At 57.4% G+C, this 16175-nt stretch carries 18 protein-coding genes and 1 tRNA gene; 10 read left to right on the top strand and 9 right to left on the bottom strand.

Annotated features, from left to right (window positions below; all coding sequences use genetic code 11):
* Window positions 1-44: 44 nt before the first annotated feature.
* The 3 genes from QMM04_RS14620 to QMM04_RS14610 form a co-directional block, all read right to left on the bottom strand.
* A tRNA-Asn gene (locus tag QMM04_RS14620) sits at window positions 45-120 on the bottom strand.
* A gap of 103 nt (window positions 121-223) precedes the next feature.
* The gene (gene mtfA, locus QMM04_RS14615; RefSeq protein ID WP_166711580.1) at window positions 224-1000 is read right to left on the bottom strand and encodes a DgsA anti-repressor MtfA; all 777 of its coding nucleotides are present in this window, start codon (window positions 998-1000) and stop codon (window positions 224-226) included.
* A 237-nt stretch (window positions 1001-1237) separates the two neighbouring features.
* On the bottom strand, window positions 1238-1918 hold the full coding sequence (locus QMM04_RS14610; RefSeq protein ID WP_058771148.1) for a hypothetical protein: 681 nt from the start codon (window positions 1916-1918) through the stop codon (window positions 1238-1240).
* Window positions 1919-2497: 579 nt separating this feature from the next.
* On the opposite strand from QMM04_RS14610, the gene QMM04_RS14605 reads away from it, so the two are divergent.
* Together QMM04_RS14605 and QMM04_RS14600 are read left to right on the top strand one after the other, a co-directional pair.
* Window positions 2498-3202 carry a phosphohydrolase gene (locus QMM04_RS14605; RefSeq protein ID WP_058757381.1) on the top strand — a complete coding sequence of 235 codons (705 nt, stop codon included), beginning with the start codon at window positions 2498-2500 and terminating at the stop codon, window positions 3200-3202.
* Window positions 3203-3272: 70 nt separating this feature from the next.
* A complete protein-coding gene (locus tag QMM04_RS14600) occupies window positions 3273-3518 on the top strand; it encodes a hypothetical protein (RefSeq protein ID WP_021509844.1) in 246 nt (81 codons plus the stop codon).
* A gap of 40 nt (window positions 3519-3558) precedes the next feature.
* Here the strand turns inward: QMM04_RS14600 and QMM04_RS14595 are convergent, their stop codons facing one another.
* Both QMM04_RS14595 and dcm read right to left on the bottom strand, forming a co-directional pair.
* The gene (locus QMM04_RS14595) at window positions 3559-5154 is read right to left on the bottom strand and encodes a methyl-accepting chemotaxis protein (RefSeq protein WP_159377225.1); all 1596 of its coding nucleotides are present in this window, start codon (window positions 5152-5154) and stop codon (window positions 3559-3561) included.
* Between the two features lie 150 nt (window positions 5155-5304).
* Window positions 5305-6702, bottom strand: a complete 1398-nt coding sequence (gene dcm, locus QMM04_RS14590; protein WP_136546297.1) for a DNA (cytosine-5-)-methyltransferase — start codon at window positions 6700-6702, stop codon at window positions 5305-5307.
* A 156-nt stretch (window positions 6703-6858) separates the two neighbouring features.
* On the opposite strand from dcm, the gene vsr reads away from it, so the two are divergent.
* From vsr to dgcQ, 6 genes are all read left to right on the top strand, one after another.
* Window positions 6859-7335, top strand: coding sequence for a DNA mismatch endonuclease Vsr (vsr, locus tag QMM04_RS14585; RefSeq protein ID WP_058757385.1), 477 nt, complete (start codon window positions 6859-6861; stop codon window positions 7333-7335).
* Between the two features lie 70 nt (window positions 7336-7405).
* Entirely contained in the window at window positions 7406-7681 is a 276-nt protein-coding gene (locus QMM04_RS14580; protein WP_021509848.1) for a hypothetical protein, read from the top strand.
* 11 nt (window positions 7682-7692) lie between these two features.
* Complete coding sequence (locus QMM04_RS14575; protein WP_059009623.1) at window positions 7693-8604, top strand: DUF808 domain-containing protein; 912 nt, start codon at window positions 7693-7695, stop codon at window positions 8602-8604.
* A 34-nt stretch (window positions 8605-8638) separates the two neighbouring features.
* Window positions 8639-8773, top strand: a complete 135-nt coding sequence (locus QMM04_RS14570) for a hypothetical protein (protein WP_254919505.1) — start codon at window positions 8639-8641, stop codon at window positions 8771-8773.
* A gap of 181 nt (window positions 8774-8954) precedes the next feature.
* The gene (locus tag QMM04_RS14565; protein WP_010618657.1) at window positions 8955-9134 is read left to right on the top strand and encodes a DUF2158 domain-containing protein; all 180 of its coding nucleotides are present in this window, start codon (window positions 8955-8957) and stop codon (window positions 9132-9134) included.
* Window positions 9135-9267: 133 nt separating this feature from the next.
* Window positions 9268-10920, top strand: coding sequence for a cellulose biosynthesis regulator diguanylate cyclase DgcQ (gene dgcQ / locus QMM04_RS14560; RefSeq protein WP_282996420.1), 1653 nt, complete (start codon window positions 9268-9270; stop codon window positions 10918-10920).
* Here the strand turns inward: dgcQ and QMM04_RS14555 are convergent.
* From QMM04_RS14555 to QMM04_RS14545, 3 genes are all read right to left on the bottom strand, one after another.
* On the bottom strand, window positions 10917-12137 hold the full coding sequence (locus QMM04_RS14555) for a hypothetical protein (protein ID WP_058757388.1): 1221 nt from the start codon (window positions 12135-12137) through the stop codon (window positions 10917-10919). The two genes, dgcQ and QMM04_RS14555, sit on opposite strands and share 4 nt — an antisense overlap.
* A 26-nt stretch (window positions 12138-12163) precedes the next feature.
* A complete protein-coding gene (locus QMM04_RS14550) occupies window positions 12164-12961 on the bottom strand; it encodes a mannosyl-3-phosphoglycerate phosphatase-related protein (protein ID WP_021509853.1) in 798 nt (265 codons plus the stop codon).
* Window positions 12962-13321: 360 nt separating this feature from the next.
* Complete coding sequence (locus QMM04_RS14545) at window positions 13322-13555, bottom strand: YodD family protein (protein ID WP_058757390.1); 234 nt, start codon at window positions 13553-13555, stop codon at window positions 13322-13324.
* Between the two features lie 316 nt (window positions 13556-13871).
* On the opposite strand from QMM04_RS14545, the gene QMM04_RS14540 reads away from it, so the two are divergent.
* Window positions 13872-14030, top strand: a complete 159-nt coding sequence (locus QMM04_RS14540) for a YqaE/Pmp3 family membrane protein (protein WP_021509855.1) — start codon at window positions 13872-13874, stop codon at window positions 14028-14030.
* A 67-nt stretch (window positions 14031-14097) separates the two neighbouring features.
* Window positions 14098-14295 carry a protein DsrB gene (gene dsrB / locus QMM04_RS14535; protein WP_282996419.1) on the top strand — a complete coding sequence of 66 codons (198 nt, stop codon included), beginning with the start codon at window positions 14098-14100 and terminating at the stop codon, window positions 14293-14295.
* Window positions 14296-14529: 234 nt separating this feature from the next.
* Here dsrB and QMM04_RS14530 read toward each other — a convergent pair whose 3' ends face one another.
* Window positions 14530-16173, bottom strand: coding sequence for a methyl-accepting chemotaxis protein (locus QMM04_RS14530; protein ID WP_282996418.1), 1644 nt, complete (start codon window positions 16171-16173; stop codon window positions 14530-14532).
* Between the last annotated feature and the right edge of the window lie 2 nt (window positions 16174-16175).

Raw genomic sequence — 16175 nt, 5'->3', positions numbered from 1 at the left:
ACAAAAAGCCCGCTCAGGTTTCCCTGAGCGGGCTTCTTTAAATCTGGCTCCTCTGACTGGACTCGAACCAGTGACATACGGATTAACAGTCCGCCGTTCTACCGACTGAACTACAGAGGAATCGTTGGAACGAGGCGAATATTAATGGCAGCCCCTGTGGGTGTCAACCGCTAAAAACACATTTGTATTCAACTGGCTAGCAAAGCGGCAAAGCGATCGTGATTTAAGCAGATTCCGGTGCCTGCTGCGCCAGACGCGCCAGCGGATCCTGATGGTAAAACTGCTGCAGGTGGCGATACATAGCCGGAAAACGGCTGGCAAGCAGGTCGGGGGCGCTGAAAAAGTACTCCGACAGCACGGCAAAACATTCCGCCGGATCGCTGGCGGCATAAGGATCGAGGGTCGCGGCCTGTTCACCCACCAGATCCACTTCCGCTTCAATCTCGGCCATCGCCTGCAGTAAATCTTTCTCCCAGCTGGCCACATCGCGCAGCGCGATGGCCGGGATGCCGCTGGTGTAACCGCTGCCGCGCGCGTCGAGCTTGTGCGCCACTTCGTGGATCACCAGGTTGTAACCAGAGAGATCGTACGAGTCCTGGATGTCCAGCGCGTTCAGCACCACCGGTCCCTGCGTCCAGCTCTGGCCGGCATGCACGGCCGGCGCGTGGTGCACCAGGCCGCTGTCGTCCTCCCAGCGATCGTCAACGCTGAACGGCTCCGGGTAGATCAGCACTTCGTGGAAGCCGTCGAGCCATTCCAGACCCAGCTTCAATATCGGCAGGCAAAACAGCAACGACAGGCGAGCCAGGCGCAGTTCGCTAAGTTCCAGCCCCTGCAGCGGAGTGATTTTTTTCTGCAGCAGGAAGCGTTGCGCCAGCGCCACCAGCGCCTGCTGCTCGTCGCTGTTCAGCAGAGAAAAGATCGGCTGCCCCAGCGCCTGTTGCCAGGGCAGGGCAGTCACGGCAGCATCTTTTTGTGCACGCCACGGCCATTTGATCATTGCGTCACTCACTCTGCAGGGCGGAAATCATATCCTGACGCGGCAGACGATAAATTGCCAGCGTGGAATCAAAGCCGCTTATTCAACCTGTTAGCGGCGGATTTGTCTGTGACAGGGATTGCAAACTGGCAAGGTGGGAAAGGGGCGCGCTGTGCCGCCGGCGAGGGGGCAAGGGCTGGTGATTCACTGAATCGCGCAAAAGATGACGCCCTCTTCTGTGCGGAAGAGGGCAAACGCTTAGCCTTCACGCTCCACACGCTGGAATGCGATGACCCAGACCCAGGGATTCACCTCCCAGCTGGTGGCGCCATACTGCTTCTGCCACGCCTTGCGGTAAGCTTCTTTCGGCGATTCGGAATTCATGTTCATAGTGAAGAAATTATTGAGGAAGTGCGAATCGGTCTGCACGCCTTCCGCCATGATGTCGTCTTCGCTGATGTCCTGAATTTTCTCCGCGCGTACCGCCGTGATTTCCAGATCGATGCGGCTGGCCCAGCGCGGCATATGGATGGCGGTCTGCCAGCCAAACTGCTCGGCGACCTGCTGATTTTCTTCCTGTTGTCCAAGTTCATGGCTGTCGGCGCGATACTGGCAAAATGCCGGATTGCGGAACGGCAGAGGATCGCGCTCGTATTCCGCCAGCTGCGCCTCAGGCACAATCGGACCCCGCCAGGTTTCACGCACCCACAGGCGATCGCCGACCTGGCCAAACGGGCACTGGGCGCCAATGTCCGCCATCGACATCAGCTTGTAGCCATGCAGATGATTAGCGCTGACATCAAACGCGTGCACGCCTTCATGATGATCCTGTCCCGGGCCAAACGCCTGAGTTTTCATAATGCGCCGGGTCTGAGTTTGCTGGCCAACCAGCAGGGCGCGCACCCGCTGTTCGGAAAAAAGAATCGGCCGTTCTTTCATTATGTACCTCATGTTGTATCACGTACCCGGAGAACTTCGACGAAACATCCGTATCCTCGGATGAGAGCATTAGCATAATGGGTTTGAATCAATTTGCTTAATAATTTGTCGCCTTATTATCGGGCAATAACTGCCGCTTCCGGTATTAAAAATGGCTCATAAGCAAACAGTGTGCTGACGAAGGCTTCGGGTACAGGTGAGAGCCGTAAATTTCCCCTATACAGTACGTTATAACGGTCGCAATGGGAATCTTTTCAGATTATGTCGCTATGCAAAGGGGCGTTTTAATGCTGGGGTTGCGACAGGCTAAACTGGACCTTTGGCGATGCTGAAAATTCACCCAGTGGGAAATGCATCACCGAAATTAAACAGAGTGGCTTAACTAAAACAGGTTAAGGAAATACTGAAAACCGTATCGCGGCTGGGCAAGCGGCATTAACAGCGCTATAACATGATCGGGATCGCATTTTTTTGCGCTGGACATCCGGGAAGGGTGTAAAGAAAGTGTCATCACCGGGCCGCTATGATGGGCGCAAGCCCTACCCGGTGCGAAATAATAGCAATAACAGGAGAAGCACGATGTCACTGACCCATTGGCAACACCGTTACGAAAGCTGGCTGCAGCTGAACTGGCTGCACGATGATAAAGCCCATGATATCGCGCACCTGCGCCGCGTCTGGATGAGCGCGGCCCGCATTATGCAAAACACCAATGCCGATCCGCTGGTGGTGCTGACCGCCTGCTATTTTCACGATGTGGTGAACCTGCCGAAAAACCATCCGGAACGCCATCTGGCTTCGACTTACGCGGCGGAAGAGACGCGCCGCATTCTGCAACAGGATTTTCCGGACTTCCCCTCAGCGCTGCTGGACAGCGTGGCGCATGCGGTGCAGGCCCACAGTTTCAGCGCCCGCATTACGCCAAAAACGTTAGAAGCGAAGATCGTTCAGGACGCCGATCGTCTCGAATCATTAGGCGCGATTGGCCTTGCGCGCGTTTTCTATACCGCAGGTGCGCTGGGACGGCCGTTGTTCGACAGCGACGATCCGCTGGGTAAAGACCGTGAACTGGATGACGTAAAGTGGACGCTGGATCATTTCCAGAAGAAACTGCTGAGCCTGCCGCAGACCATGCAGACGGAAACCGGCCGTCTGCTGGCGGAACACAACGCCGATTTTCTCGTCCGCTATATGGCGAAGCTGTGCGCCGAACTGCAGGGGAATCTGACCGATATTGATGAGTCCGTGTTACGCGATTTCAGTCCCATACCGGCACAATATTAAATTTTTATGACAGTCTGTTAACTTTCATCTGCTTCCGCTACGTTGTTGTAAATCAAGAGGGAGTGTGAAGATGACCGAGACCGTTAACTTAACCATTAAAATTGACCCGGCGCTGAAAGAGCACATTAAACAGTTAGCCGCTGATAACCAAATCTCCATGAGCCAGGAGATCGTTAACCGCCTGCAGGCCAGTTTAGATGCCGTTGAGCCACCGGCCGTCGACAGCCTGCATACTGAAGAGGCGGGCGATCAACTGAGCGCCGCCGAGCTGAAGCAGGTGCGTGCACTGCTGAAGAAAAGTAAGAAAAAGAAATAATACGAAAACCCGTCGCTGACGGGTTTTTTCTTTCTGCGCCTTAGCTAACGCGGAACTGCTGCGCGCGCTGCGTCAGTCGCGCTGAAAGTTCACTCAGCTGCGCCGCTGCCTGCACTTGCTGATCAGTCAGGGCTTCGTTTTGCTGGAGCTGAAGACTCATTTCCACCACTTCCCGGGCAATTTTGCTCACGCGATGGCTCTGCGCCGTACTGTTATCCTGCAGCTCATTCAGCTGGCTGACCACGCCCGATACCGCCTGGCCAATCCGCGCAAACAGCACTTCCAGCGCCTGCACCTTCGCAAAGCCATCCTGCACGTGCTGCTGCGTGTGCTGGATTAAACCGTCGATCTGCCGCGTGGATGCGCCGCTCTGCTGCGACAGCAATCCCATCTCTTTGGCGACGACCGAAAAACTGCGCCCGTAAGCGCCAGCATGCGCAGATTCTATCGCCGCATTAAGCGACAGCAGACGCGTCTGCATCGACAGGCTGTCCAGCATGCCGACGATGCCAGCGATATCGCCGGCGGCCGCGACGATTTGCTGCATCTGGTGATCCATATTGTCGACTTCATGGGCGCAGTGACGCATCAGCGCATCCGCGGACTTCGCGTCGTGCGTTGCCTGTTGCGAGAAGTGTGCACCTTTTTCCACCTCTTCTGACACGCGATGCAGCCGCTGCGACAGATGATGGAAGCTGGCATTTTGCGCCTGATGCTGCTGCATCACCTGCTGATTATGCTGCTGCATCTCGTCAGCGCCGGCCGCCACACGGGTTGCTACCGTCGTAATGTCGCTGACGATCTGCTGCAAACCCTGACGCATGGTATCGATGGACAGGAGCAGCTGGCGCGTTTCCAGCGACTGACGGCGCGTCGGTGCCGGGCTGGCGACCAGATCGCCCGTCGCGATTTGTGCCAGCTGGGCGTTGGCGTGACGCAGCGGCAGCAACACGCCGCGCATCAGCAGCGCGGCGGCCAGCAGCAGCAGCGCCATCAATAACGCGGCGATCGCCAGCGCCAGATTGCGGCTCTGCTTGAGCGTGCTGAGCGAATGCTGGTTGACGCTGCCGAGCTGCTGATTGGCCTGTTCGATTTCGCTAAACCAGGCATCGTTGAACTGCTGCTGGAAAGCCTGCATCGGCACCATAAAAAATGCGTTGATATCATTGGCTGCCAGCCCTTTCAGCTGCTCCTGCAACCCGCCGGCCAGCAGCACGAAGCCCTGTGCCAGCGGGCTATCGTTTTTCGCCTGATAGGCAGCAAACAGCTGCTGCGCCTGCTGCAATGAGGTAGTGGCCGCCGCCGCCAGGCTTTTCCAGCTGTCGACCGAACCGCTCTGCTGGTCCTGCATCAGATAAATACCGGCACGATGGCTGTTGTCGCTGGCGGTGAGTAGCTCAATGCGTGCTTTATCCAGCAGGGCCAGCCGTTCGCGCAACTGGCTGGCCTGCTGCAATGAGTGTTGCGTCTGATTCACGTGCTGGTTGAGCAACAGCACCCCGGCAAACTGCAGCAGACAAAACAGCACAATAAACAGCATGAACTGGCTGCGCAGGCTGGAGAGCCAGACGGGCAGACGCAGGGTAAAACGAGGTCGCAGCCGCAGCGGCAGGGAAATTACAGACAGGAGAGACATCAAACAGCTCCGCAAAAAATAAAACGCAGTATTGGTTTGATGCGTGACAGTCCGGTGACAGTGTGCGCGATGTGCGGCAAAACAGCACATCGCGCGTTACTAAAGCAAATTGCGGGGCGGAAAACCGGGGCGTGAAGCGCGGCTGCGTTTTCAGCGGCGCTGACGCGTATGCTGCTCAATCAGCGGCAGCAGCAGTTTCGCTACGGCGGCGAACACCGGTACCACCACCGAGTTACCAAACTGTTTGTAGGCTTGCGTGTCGGAGACCGGAATGCGGAAGCGCGCTTCGCCTGGCGCTTCAAAGCCCATCAGGCGGGCACATTCACGCGGCGTCAGGCGGCGCGGGCGGCGCGCCATGTTCGCGGCCTGCTGAAAATCCTTCTCACCCAGCGCGTGATCCCAGCCGCGATCGATCAGGATTTCCGACCCGTCTTTATAGTAGCGCGCTGACAGCGTGCGTACGCAGCAGTGCGGATTGCGCGGATCGTTGAGGCCAAAGCCAAAACCGTTGCCTTTGGCTTTATGCTTCTTCGCATACTGGTAGAGATAGTGCCACAGCGTGGGCGACAGAGTATATTTTGCCGCCGGCTGCGGCTCCAGCAGGCTGTGCAGCGGCGGAACTTCAGGCGGATAGAGCGCCGCCAGCGCGCGCAGCGAAAAACCCTCGCTCAGGCCGGTATCGCGCCGGATCCCCACCAGCACGATGCGCTCGCGGTGCTGTGGCAGGAAGTGACGCGCATCGACAACTTTGGCATCCGGCGATGAGTCGTCAGCCGCGTCAGCGACGTCGTAACCCAGCTCATCCAGCGTGGCCATAATAATGGCAAAGGTGCGGCCTTTATCATGGCTCTTGAGGTTCTTCACATTCTCCAGCACGAAAAACGGCGGTTTTTTGGCGGCGAGGATGCGCGCCACATCAAAAAACAGCGTGCCCTGGGCTTCACATTCAAAACCGTGCGCGCGACCCAGCGCATTCTTCTTACTGACGCCGGCCAGCGAAAAGGGCTGACAGGGAAAGCCGGCCAGCAGCACCTGATGGTCGGGAATCGTCTTATCGATATGCTGATAAATCGCCTGCTCATCCGGCAAACCGGCCGGCTGGGTAATCAGCCGGATATCACTGTTGAACTGATGCCGGGCGGGATCGCTGTAGTGATTGGCTTTATAGGTGCGCACCGCTTCTTTATTCCACTCGCTGGTGAATACGCACTGGCCACCAATCTGCTCAAAGCCGCGGCGAATACCCCCGATGCCGGCAAACAGATCGATAAACTGAAAGCGGGGATTGTCATAATGCGCCGGTCGCGACGGCAGCAGCGCCTGCAGACGGGCGACCTCCGCCGCTGACAGCGCGGGCGCGGCACTTTTTCCCGCGCGAATACGGTTAAGCTGCGTAATGCTCCAGTCGCGGCCGCCGGCCTCGCTCAGGATGACCACCAGATCGCGGGCCGCGTAGATATCCAGTACCTGCAGCAGTAACGCGGTGGCGTCATCATCAGCGGAGAGCGGGGAGGGCGAAGCCGTCGCGGCGGGATCGAGTGCAAGCATGCGTTTTTCCTTAACAGTGAAGCGGCTATGCTACCACTCCTGGCGCGGCGTGGAAATTAACGATGGCTGCGCGGCGTCTCGCAATCTGCTCCGCACAAACTTTCGCTTTTGCCTCAACGCGCTAAAGTTGAAGAAGCCCGCAAAAAAGGAGACGCCATGGCAGACGTCCACTCGCATGATATTCGCAGCAAAAATATGCGCGCCATTCGCAATCAGGATACGGCGATTGAGCAGCGTATTGCGCTGCTGCTGAAAGATCGCGGCTTTAGCTTTCGTGTACAGGACAAAGCGCTGCCGGGCCGGCCGGATTTTGTGCTGCCGCAGCACAAAGCCATTATCTTTGTGCACGGCTGTTTCTGGCATCGTCATCACTGTTATTTGTTCAAAATGCCGGCCACGCGTACCGAATTCTGGAGCGGCAAAATCAACAGTAACGTGGAGCGTGACCGGCGCTATGTGCAGCAGCTGCAGGAAAGCGGCTGGAAGGTGCTGATCGTCTGGGAATGCGCGCTGCGCGGCAAACTGCGGCTGGAAGATGAGGCGCTGGTGGAGCGGCTGGAAGAGTGGCTGCTGGCTGCCACGCACAGCAGCGAGATCGATCATCAGGGATTGCATCACTATCGGGCGGATTAAGGCAGGGTGATTGCTTTTACCTGCCATAACAGTTTAGATCAGCGTTTTCTCTGGGACGCGGAACACCACCATGAGCAGCATCAAACTGACGGTCAGACGCCTGTATCAACTGCGCGATGAGCGCATGGTCAATGCCCATGCCACGGCGCGCATTTACCTGGACGATACGCTGGTGGCCACCGAGGAGATAAGCGGCATGACAGAAAGTCCGGTGAGCAAGTATCTGCACGCCGACGATCTGCACGGGAAAACGTTACGCGTCGAATGGGACTGTGCGGGCATCGCCGATATGACGGTGACGGCGATTGAGCGGTGCCCCTGTTGTCAGGATCACGAACCGGAATAAGGAATGACATTTTGGCAGGAACCAGCTTACTGACTCTTCTGGATGATATTGCCACGCTGCTCGACGACATTTCCGTCATGGGCAAAGTGGCGGCAAAAAAGACCGCCGGCGTGCTGGGCGATGACCTGTCGCTTAATGCACAGCAGGTGACGGGCGTGAAGGCCAATCGTGAGCTCCCGGTGGTGTGGGGCGTGGCGAAAGGCTCGTTTATCAACAAACTGATCCTGGTGCCGCTGGCGCTGCTGATCTCCGCGTTTGCGCCCTGGCTGATTACGCCGCTGCTGATGATTGGCGGCGCCTATCTGTGCTTTGAAGGAGTGGAAAAAGTGCTGCACAGCCTGCACCACGACAAAGCGGAGAAGAGCCCGGAAGCGCGGCAAAAGCGCCTGGATAATCTGGCGCAGCAGGACCCGCGCCAGTTCGAAAAAGATAAGGTGAAAGGCGCAGTGCGCACCGACTTCATTCTGTCGGCTGAAATTGTGGCGATTACCCTGGGCATTGTTTCGGATGCGCCGCTGCTCAATCAGGTGTTAATCCTCGCCGGTATTGCCATTCTGGTGACCATCGGCGTGTACGGTATTGTGGCGATGATCGTTAAGATTGACGATCTCGGCTACTGGCTGCGTGAGAAGTCCTCCACGCTGGCGCAGGCCACCGGCGGCGCGCTGCTGGCGCTGGCACCGTGGCTGATGAAAATCCTGTCGGTGGTTGGCACCGTCGCGATGTTCCTGGTGGGCGGCGGCATTATTGTGCACGGTATCGCGCCGCTGCATCATGCCATTGAAGAGTACAGCAGCGGCTTCCCGGGCGTGGTTTCCATGCTGCTGAGCAACGGCGCCAGTCTGGTGCTGGGCTTTATCGTTGGGTCGATTGTGCTGTTAGTGGTAAATCTGGTTGCGAAGCTGCGCGGTAAATCGGTATAAAGCAGGAAATTTCTAATCACGGGTCAGGAGAACGATGATGAACGACGATATGTTTGAATTTGATATCGATGCACAGCTGGAGCAGGCGGAAGCCAAAGCGGCAGAAAAAGCCAGCGAAGTGCCGGCGGATATCAGCGACGAAGCCGACTGCGAAGGTTGCAAAATCTGATTTTCCACCCGGGAAAATCGTTCAAAGCCGATAATAACTTTTATCGGCTTTGTTTATTTACGGCATTTTTCACTGCTTATTCCGAATTTGTCACAGTAATAGCAATATCCTATAGGCAAAAAACGCGCACAGCTGCTATACCTTAATCCGTTCAATCAACGGTGAGAAGGGAGGGCGCGGTATGACCTTTGCAATCAGTGACGAAGTTCAGCACAAACAGGGCGGACCCACCATGGTGGTGACCGGCTATGCCAGCGGAATGGTAGAGTGTCGTTGGTATGATGGCTACAGTGTACGCCGCGAAGCGTTCCGCAGTGATGAGCTGACGCATCTGTCGGCCGCGCGCCAGCTGGCCAGCTGAGTCCTTCGGGACGGTCAGCGCGCCGTCCCGATGTCATTGTCACTTTTCACGTTTTTCCTGATCTCTGCCTGTACGCCGTTTTCCCGCCTGACTACACTTCTTCAATTCGTTGTTATCCGGAGCCTGGCTACTGATGCCAATCTCGCCACTGTCATCACGCCGCATGACGCCTGCGCTGCGCGTACATCTCTGTTTTCTGGCGGTCTTTCTCTTTTCACTTTTTCTCACCGTCCATGAAGCGCTGGAATTAAAAAATAACTATCAGCAGCGGCAGCGCGCCCAGCTGTCCGAGATCCAGCGCAGCCTCGATAGCCGCTTTCAGGAGAGTCTGGACGAGCTTAATTATTATCAGCGGATGCTCAGCTACGCGCTGACGCACCCGCTGAACGCCGATTATGGTCAGCACGCCCTGCAGCGTTTTCAGCAGTTGCGCCATCAGCCGGTGTGGCAGTTGCAGATCGCTAACCTGCGCAGCATGCCGATTAACGGCGTCAGCGACGAATGGCTGGAGCGTGATGCACTGCTGCAGCGCGATGATACTTATCTGCTGCCCGAGCTGCGCGCTGCGCTGGAGTTCAGCTTTATCATGCAGTTCAGCGATGAGGCGCAGGACTTTCATTCACGCTTCTGGTACACCTCGCGCGCGGGCTATTACATCAGCTCACGTCCGCCGCGCGACGCGCAGGAGCTGGCACAAAGTTACGCCACCATGACGCAGCGACCCTATTTTCGCGACCAGCAGCCGGGCCGGGCGCCGCAGACGCGATGGCACTGGACCGAAGCCTATCAGGGGGAGTTCAACGAAGGGTTGATGCTGACGGTGAGCGCACCGGTGATCGCCCATCAGCACTGGTACGGCGTGTTGTCGATGGACTTCACCCAGCAGCGAATAAATGCATTGCTGCACCAGTCGCGTCACAGCGTGCTGCAGGGCAAGCTGGTGCTCGAAGATCGCGCACTCAACGAGATCACCCGGCTGCCGGCACCGCACGATGTGGCATTGACCCCCGCGCAGCGCGGCCAGCTGATGCAGGCGATTCACCTGCAGCCGGCCGGAACACTGTGGCTGGGCAGTCAGCTGGCCAGCTGGGTTAAGTTAAAAAATGTCGATGCCTGGCTAATCAACGTGCAGAGCTTGCGCCAGGGGCTGGCGCAGGAGCTGGGGCGGGTAGCGCTGTTTCTGTTGGGCATGTGGCTGCTGTTCGTGCTGTTACTGGCGCTAGCGCATCAGGTGATTTTCCGCCTGGTGAGGCGACTGGAAGATCTCTCGGCGCGACTGGCCTGGCGCGCTAATTATGACGGCCTGACGCGCCTGCTTAATCGCAGCGCCTTTTTCGACCAGTTTATCGCGCTGGCGCGGCGCTGCGAACAGCAGCAACAGCCGCTGGCGGTGATCCAGCTCGATATTGATCATTTCAAAAAGGTCAATGATAGCTGGGGCCATCACGCGGGTGATCAGGCGCTGATGCGCGTGGCCGGCGTCATCAAACATACGCTGCGCCCTTACGACGTGGCCGGACGCATCGGCGGCGAGGAGTTTTGTATCGTGCTGCCGCACACCACGCTGGCTGAGGCGCAGGGCGTGGCAGAGCGTATCCGCAGCCGGCTGGCGGCCAAAACCATTCTGGTCAACGCCAGCACCACCTTTAGCGTTACGTTGTCGGCAGGTGTCAGCTGCAGTACTGAGCAGGGCAGTTACCATGCAGAAAGTCTGCAGGCGGTAGCGGACCACCGCCTGTATCTGGCGAAAAGCGGCGGTCGCAATCGGGTATGCGCGGCTGGTTAGACTTTGCCCTCGTTATCCTCTTCTACCGCCTGGTAGATGCGCTGCAGGATATCGGGGAACGCCGACTGCACGCGGCTCCAGCTGGGGATAAACGGTTTCTCGTTTGGCCGCTCGATGAAAGACTGGCCGGCGTCGAGAATCGCCTGAGTGAACATCTCGACCGCCGCTTCTTCAATGTGCTGATCAAACTTCAGTCCGTTCATGGTGGCTTCGTGGTTGTAGATCTCCATCATGTCCAGCGCGTTGCGATAATAGGTGGCCTTAAGCACGCGGAACGAGTCGCTGGTGAGCGGCACGCCCATTGTCGCCAGCTTACGCAGTAGCGACTGCACGATATCGTTACTCATGCGTTTCAGGCCACCGGTGCCATCCTCTTCCGCCAGCGGCTGATGCTTATGGTCATAGTTGTCCGCGATTTCAACCTGGCAGGTCTGCCGCGTGGTGTAATTGCGATAAATCTCTGACAGCACGCCAATCTCCAGCCCCCAGTCGCCAGGGATTTTGATGCCGTTCAGCACGTGGGTGCGCATGGCAAACTCGCCGGACAGCGGATAGCGGAAACTGGTGAGATAGTCGAGATACTCCGAATGGCCGTAGACTTTCTGCAGCGAGCGCAGCAGCGGGCCCACCAGCAGACGCCCGACGCGGCCATTAAGCTTACCGTCCGCAACGCGCGCATAGAAACCTTTGCAGAATTCATACTGAAACGCCGGGTTGGCCAGCGGGTAGAGCAGACGTGCCAGCATGCCGCGCTCATAGGTCACGATGTCGCAGTCATGCAGCGCCACGCACTGCGAGCGGTCGGAGGCCAGTGTGTAGCCGGTGCAGAACCACACGTTGCGCCCCTTGCCGGGCTGGCTGGGCGACAGGCCCTCTTTATCCAGCTCGGCGTCCAGCGCTTTCAGCCGCGGGCCATCGTTCCACAAAATGCGGTGGCGCTGCGGCAGGCGCGAGAAAAATTCGCGCGCGAAAAGAAACTGATCGCGATCGGCACGGTCAAGGCCAATCACAATCTCCTCCAGATAGGGCACTTTCGCCAGTTCATTGACGATATTATCCAGCGCCGGGCCTTCCAGCTCGGAAAACAGCGAGGGCAGAATCAGCCCCATTTTGCGCTTGCGCGCAAAGCGCACCATCTCTTTTTCCAGCGACTCCACGCTGCGGTGGGTGAGATTATGAAAGTTGGTAATTACGCCGTTCTGGTAAAAATCACTCATCGTCTCATCCTTCTGGTCAGCTGCCGTTATTCAGGTTGGGCAAGAAAGTAATCCAGACCCTCGCGCCAGCCCTCAGGGCCAACGTGAGCGGTGTGGTAAACGTTGTGATGATCGCTGCGTTGCAGCACCACCGGGGTTTTACTGAAACCTTTAATCACCACGGCATAATCGACGCGCTCCAGCATCGGCGCATCATTAGGGCCATCGCCCAGACCAATCGTGGTGCGCTTCGTGCCTTCCTGCTGCTGCAACTGCTGCAATAACTGTTCCAGCGCCACGCCTTTACCGCTGCCCGCCGGCATCACATGCCAGAAGCGTCCGCCCTGCGTCAGGGCCAGTTGATGCTGCGCCAGCGCCGCACGGAAGGCGTCGAGCCGCGTTTCATCATCGCGCCATACGATGACTTCAGACGCATCGCGCAGTCGGCTCTGGCTGGCTTCCGTCAGCGTCAGGCCGGTGAAACGGGCCACTTCTGCGTCGCTAAAGTCATGAAAGCCGGTGAAGCGAAAATCCGCCTGCAGGGTGCTGAGCGTGGCGCAGAGCGCAAGGTAATCGGCACCGGGCTCTTCAGCGATCTGTGCTTCCCCGCCGAAGGCGACGCGGGCGCCGTTTTCCGCAATAAAGGGTGCACCGGCAATGCCCAGCCGCTTCTGCAGCGGAATAATTTCGGCTGCGGTTTTACTCGAACAAATCACCAGCGGAATTTGTTGCTGCTTAAGACGCGCCAGCCACTCGCTGGCGGCCTGCCAGTTATAGTCATGATGATCGAGCAGCGAACCATCGAGATCGGTCACGATCAGCAGGGAGGAATCTAACGGGATCATCAATACACTCCTTACGCCCAAAGGCATCCGTAAAGCGACGTGTAATCAGTATAATAGCGTAATCACGATCACACTTTTCCTTGCCGCCGGCGCGGCCACTATCCAGGATAATTCTTAAAACACCGCCCGGATACCGAAGCGGCTGCACGTTTTGTGCATGCAGAATGTCAGCCGTAGCGCGATGTTTTCGGTAAGAGCAGTGCATGATTATGCAGATTTGTTCGAATTGCGTGCAGAATTGAGACTTGTCTTACTTCAGCTAAGGCGTACTCTGAAGCGGTGTTAAGATTTTCCTGGTGTAACGAATTTATTCTTTTTTCAACCCGGCCAGCGTGCCGGGTCTTTTTTTTGAAATCGATTTCAGCGGTTCACTTCAGTGATGGTGAAATCACGAATATCGAGTTCAAACGCCTCGGCCAGTTCGGTGTAGGAGTCAAACGCTTCGCCATTCACTTTCACGCGGTGCGCATCTTCAGCCTGCATAAACTCCTGCACTTCACCTGACGTTTTTTTCTGAATCGCTTCCAGCAGCGCGTCCACGTCGATGTTCACTTCGCGCTGCACGTTATCGCTGTACTCTTTTGCTGTAGCCATGACAGCCTCCCGGAGGCAAACGGATTCCTGACAAGTATAGACGGTGACAGCGGGCGAGGGACGTGGACGGGAAGCGGGCAAAAAAAAGCCCGCGCTGCGCGGGCAAAAATCCTTGTTACTTTTAGGTTGACTGCCCCTTTGGGGTTGGTGCAGTGCTGACAAGTGTACGAGGGTGCCGCGTCAAAAGTCTTTCCGGGAAACGTTAAGAAAGTGAAAAGCCCGGCTTTGACACTTCTTTACCCGTTGCATCCCCCATTCTGGCGTAAAGCAGCTATGCTTACAGCTGGTTGATTATGATGGTTATCAGGGAGTTAGTATGGATTTAATTCGGATTATTATTGCCATTTTGTTGCCACCGCTGGGCGTGTTTTTACAGGTCGGCTTTGGCGGCGCCTTCTGGCTCAACATTCTGCTGACGCTGTGTGGTTATATCCCCGGCATCGTGCATGCGGTATGGGTAATCGCCCGACGCTGATCGCGATCAGGCAGCGCTGACTATCTTCCGTTACACTATGCGCAGGACTGTTTCTGGAGAGAAATCAATGAAGGTCAATGACCGGGTAACGGTAAAAACCGACGGCGGCCCACGTCGCGTCGGTACTGTGCTGGCTGTGGAAGGCTTTAATGAGGGCACCATGTATCTGGTGGCGCTGGAGGATTATCCGCTGGGGATCTGGTTCTTTAATGAGAGCGATCACGCCGAAGGCGTGTTTGTCGAGTCTTATGCGGGGGAAGGGTAGTGTGGTTTTGCGATTAGATTACCCTCACCCTAACCCTCTCCCGCACGCGGGAGAGGGAACCGTTCAGTGCTCCTGCTCGCGGGAGAGGGAACCGTTCAGCGCCGATGCTTAGTAATAAGTTGTTCCTGAAGCGTTGTGTGAAAACCTACTCAACAGCCGCGCGGACAGCCCCCTCTCCCGCAAGCGGGAGAGGGCTGGGGTGAGGGAAAAATACCGCACCCCACCTCACTCCTCTTAAAACGTCTCCCAGTTATCATTGCCCGCTGCAGCCAGCGTCGGACGTGGAGCGAGCGCTGGCGCTTTCAGCGCTGGCTGCGGCGCAGCAGCCACCAGCGAAGCCGGCGTATCATTCAGGCGGAACACCGCCACCGCCTGCGTCAGTTTACCGGCCTGATCTTCCAGCGAAGCCGCAGCTGAAGAGGCTTCCTCCACCAGCGAGGCATTCTGCTGCGTCACGTTATCCATCTCGGTCACCGCCAGGCTGACCTGCTGAATGCCACGGCTCTGCTCATCAGACGCTGCCGCAATCTCGGCCATAATGTCGGTAACGCGGCGCACCGCTTCAACAATCTCGCCCATGGTGCTGCCGGCTTCGCCGACCTGATGCGAGCCGTTACTGATTAAATCCACCGACTCGGCAATCAGCGACTCAATCTCTTTCGCTGCCTGCGCACTGCGCTGCGCCAGATTGCGCACTTCACTGGCGACCACGGCGAAGCCACGGCCCTGTTCCCCGGCGCGCGCGGCTTCTACCGCGGCGTTGAGCGCCAGGATATTGGTCTGGAAGGCGATACTGTTAATGACATTGGTAATCTCGGCGATTTTCTTCGAGCTGCCGGAGATGTTATTCATGGTTTTCACCACACCGCTCACCAGTTCACCACCGCTGCGCGCTTTGCCTGACGCATCGGCGGCCAGCTGGCTGGCGTGATGGGCGTTTTCGGCGTTCTGCTTCACCGTGGCGGTGAGCTGCTCCATGCTGGCGGCAGTCTGCTCCAGCGCAGAAGCCTGCTGCTCGGTGCGTGATGACAGATCGGTGTTACCTGCGGAGATCTCGCTGGAGCCCTGATAAATCGCCACCGCGCCTTCACGGACGGTGCCGACGGTGCGTACCAGCGACGCCTGCATCAGCTGCAGGTTGTGCAGCAGGCTGCCAATTTCGTTGCGACCATAGGCCTGCTCGGGGGCGGTGAGATCGCCCTGCGCGATGCGCTCAATGCGACCCACCGACAGGCGCAGCGGATTGATCACCACGCGGCGCAGGAATACGAAGGTGAGCAGCACCAGCAGCAGCGCGGCGGCAAAAGCCGCAGCCATCGCGATAAAACCGACGCGCGACTGATGCGCCGCTTCGGCGTTAATCGCTTCGGCGCGCTCGGTGCGGATCTTAATCGCCTTCAGCAGCACGGCATTATAGGCATCATCCAGCTTACGCGTGACATCGGTCTCCTGCGCGACAATCCCCTCAAAGCTGCCCTGTTTCGCCGATTCGATCATCGGCTTCAGGCCTTTATCAATATAGGCGTTGAAGCTGGTGGTGAGCGGACCGTCGAGCGCCAGGTCAGCCGGCGTCTTCATTTTGCGATCCATATAAATTTTGAAGCCCTCGCGCGCCTGCTTAATGCGCGTTTCGGTGCGCGCCAGATCGGCACGATAGCCATCCATTTCACCGATGCGCGCCGCAGCGCCCGACTGCAGCACATTAAGGCGTGCGGTTCGCAGATGGTTTGAGCTGTTAGAAATGCCCATGCGCACCTGAATCTCATCGGTGGCGTCATTGAGGGAATTATTGCTCTGAATCAGAAAGTAGCTGGCGAGTCCAATGCACAGGGCAAAAAGCAGCAGAATGCCACCAAAGATCATGCTGAAAAGAGGCATCA

Source organism: Pantoea sp. Pa-EAmG, from assembly GCF_030024295.1.
GTDB classification, from domain to species: domain Bacteria; phylum Pseudomonadota; class Gammaproteobacteria; order Enterobacterales; family Enterobacteriaceae; genus Pantoea; species Pantoea dispersa.
Note: the sequence above shows the minus strand (reverse complement) of the source record. Positions and strands in the feature narration are given on the sequence as shown.

Coding starts and splice junctions, on each gene's coding strand:
- mtfA (WP_166711580.1), bottom strand. CDS start 1,000: ATGATCAAATGGCCGTGGCGTGCACAAAAAGATGCTGCCGTGACTGCC.
- QMM04_RS14610 (WP_058771148.1), bottom strand. CDS start 1,918: ATGAAAGAACGGCCGATTCTTTTTTCCGAACAGCGGGTGCGCGCCCTG.
- QMM04_RS14605 (WP_058757381.1), top strand. CDS start 2,498: ATGTCACTGACCCATTGGCAACACCGTTACGAAAGCTGGCTGCAGCTG.
- QMM04_RS14600 (WP_021509844.1), top strand. CDS start 3,273: ATGACCGAGACCGTTAACTTAACCATTAAAATTGACCCGGCGCTGAAA.
- QMM04_RS14595 (WP_159377225.1), bottom strand. CDS start 5,154: ATGTCTCTCCTGTCTGTAATTTCCCTGCCGCTGCGGCTGCGACCTCGT.
- dcm (WP_136546297.1), bottom strand. CDS start 6,702: ATGCTTGCACTCGATCCCGCCGCGACGGCTTCGCCCTCCCCGCTCTCC.
- vsr (WP_058757385.1), top strand. CDS start 6,859: ATGGCAGACGTCCACTCGCATGATATTCGCAGCAAAAATATGCGCGCC.
- QMM04_RS14580 (WP_021509848.1), top strand. CDS start 7,406: ATGAGCAGCATCAAACTGACGGTCAGACGCCTGTATCAACTGCGCGAT.
- QMM04_RS14570 (WP_254919505.1), top strand. CDS start 8,639: ATGATGAACGACGATATGTTTGAATTTGATATCGATGCACAGCTGGAG.
- QMM04_RS14565 (WP_010618657.1), top strand. CDS start 8,955: ATGACCTTTGCAATCAGTGACGAAGTTCAGCACAAACAGGGCGGACCC.
- dgcQ (WP_282996420.1), top strand. CDS start 9,268: ATGCCAATCTCGCCACTGTCATCACGCCGCATGACGCCTGCGCTGCGC.
- QMM04_RS14555 (WP_058757388.1), bottom strand. CDS start 12,137: ATGAGTGATTTTTACCAGAACGGCGTAATTACCAACTTTCATAATCTC.
- QMM04_RS14550 (WP_021509853.1), bottom strand. CDS start 12,961: ATGATCCCGTTAGATTCCTCCCTGCTGATCGTGACCGATCTCGATGGT.
- QMM04_RS14545 (WP_058757390.1), bottom strand. CDS start 13,555: ATGGCTACAGCAAAAGAGTACAGCGATAACGTGCAGCGCGAAGTGAAC.
- QMM04_RS14540 (WP_021509855.1), top strand. CDS start 13,872: ATGGATTTAATTCGGATTATTATTGCCATTTTGTTGCCACCGCTGGGC.
- dsrB (WP_282996419.1), top strand. CDS start 14,098: ATGAAGGTCAATGACCGGGTAACGGTAAAAACCGACGGCGGCCCACGT.
- QMM04_RS14530 (WP_282996418.1), bottom strand. CDS start 16,173: ATGCCTCTTTTCAGCATGATCTTTGGTGGCATTCTGCTGCTTTTTGCC.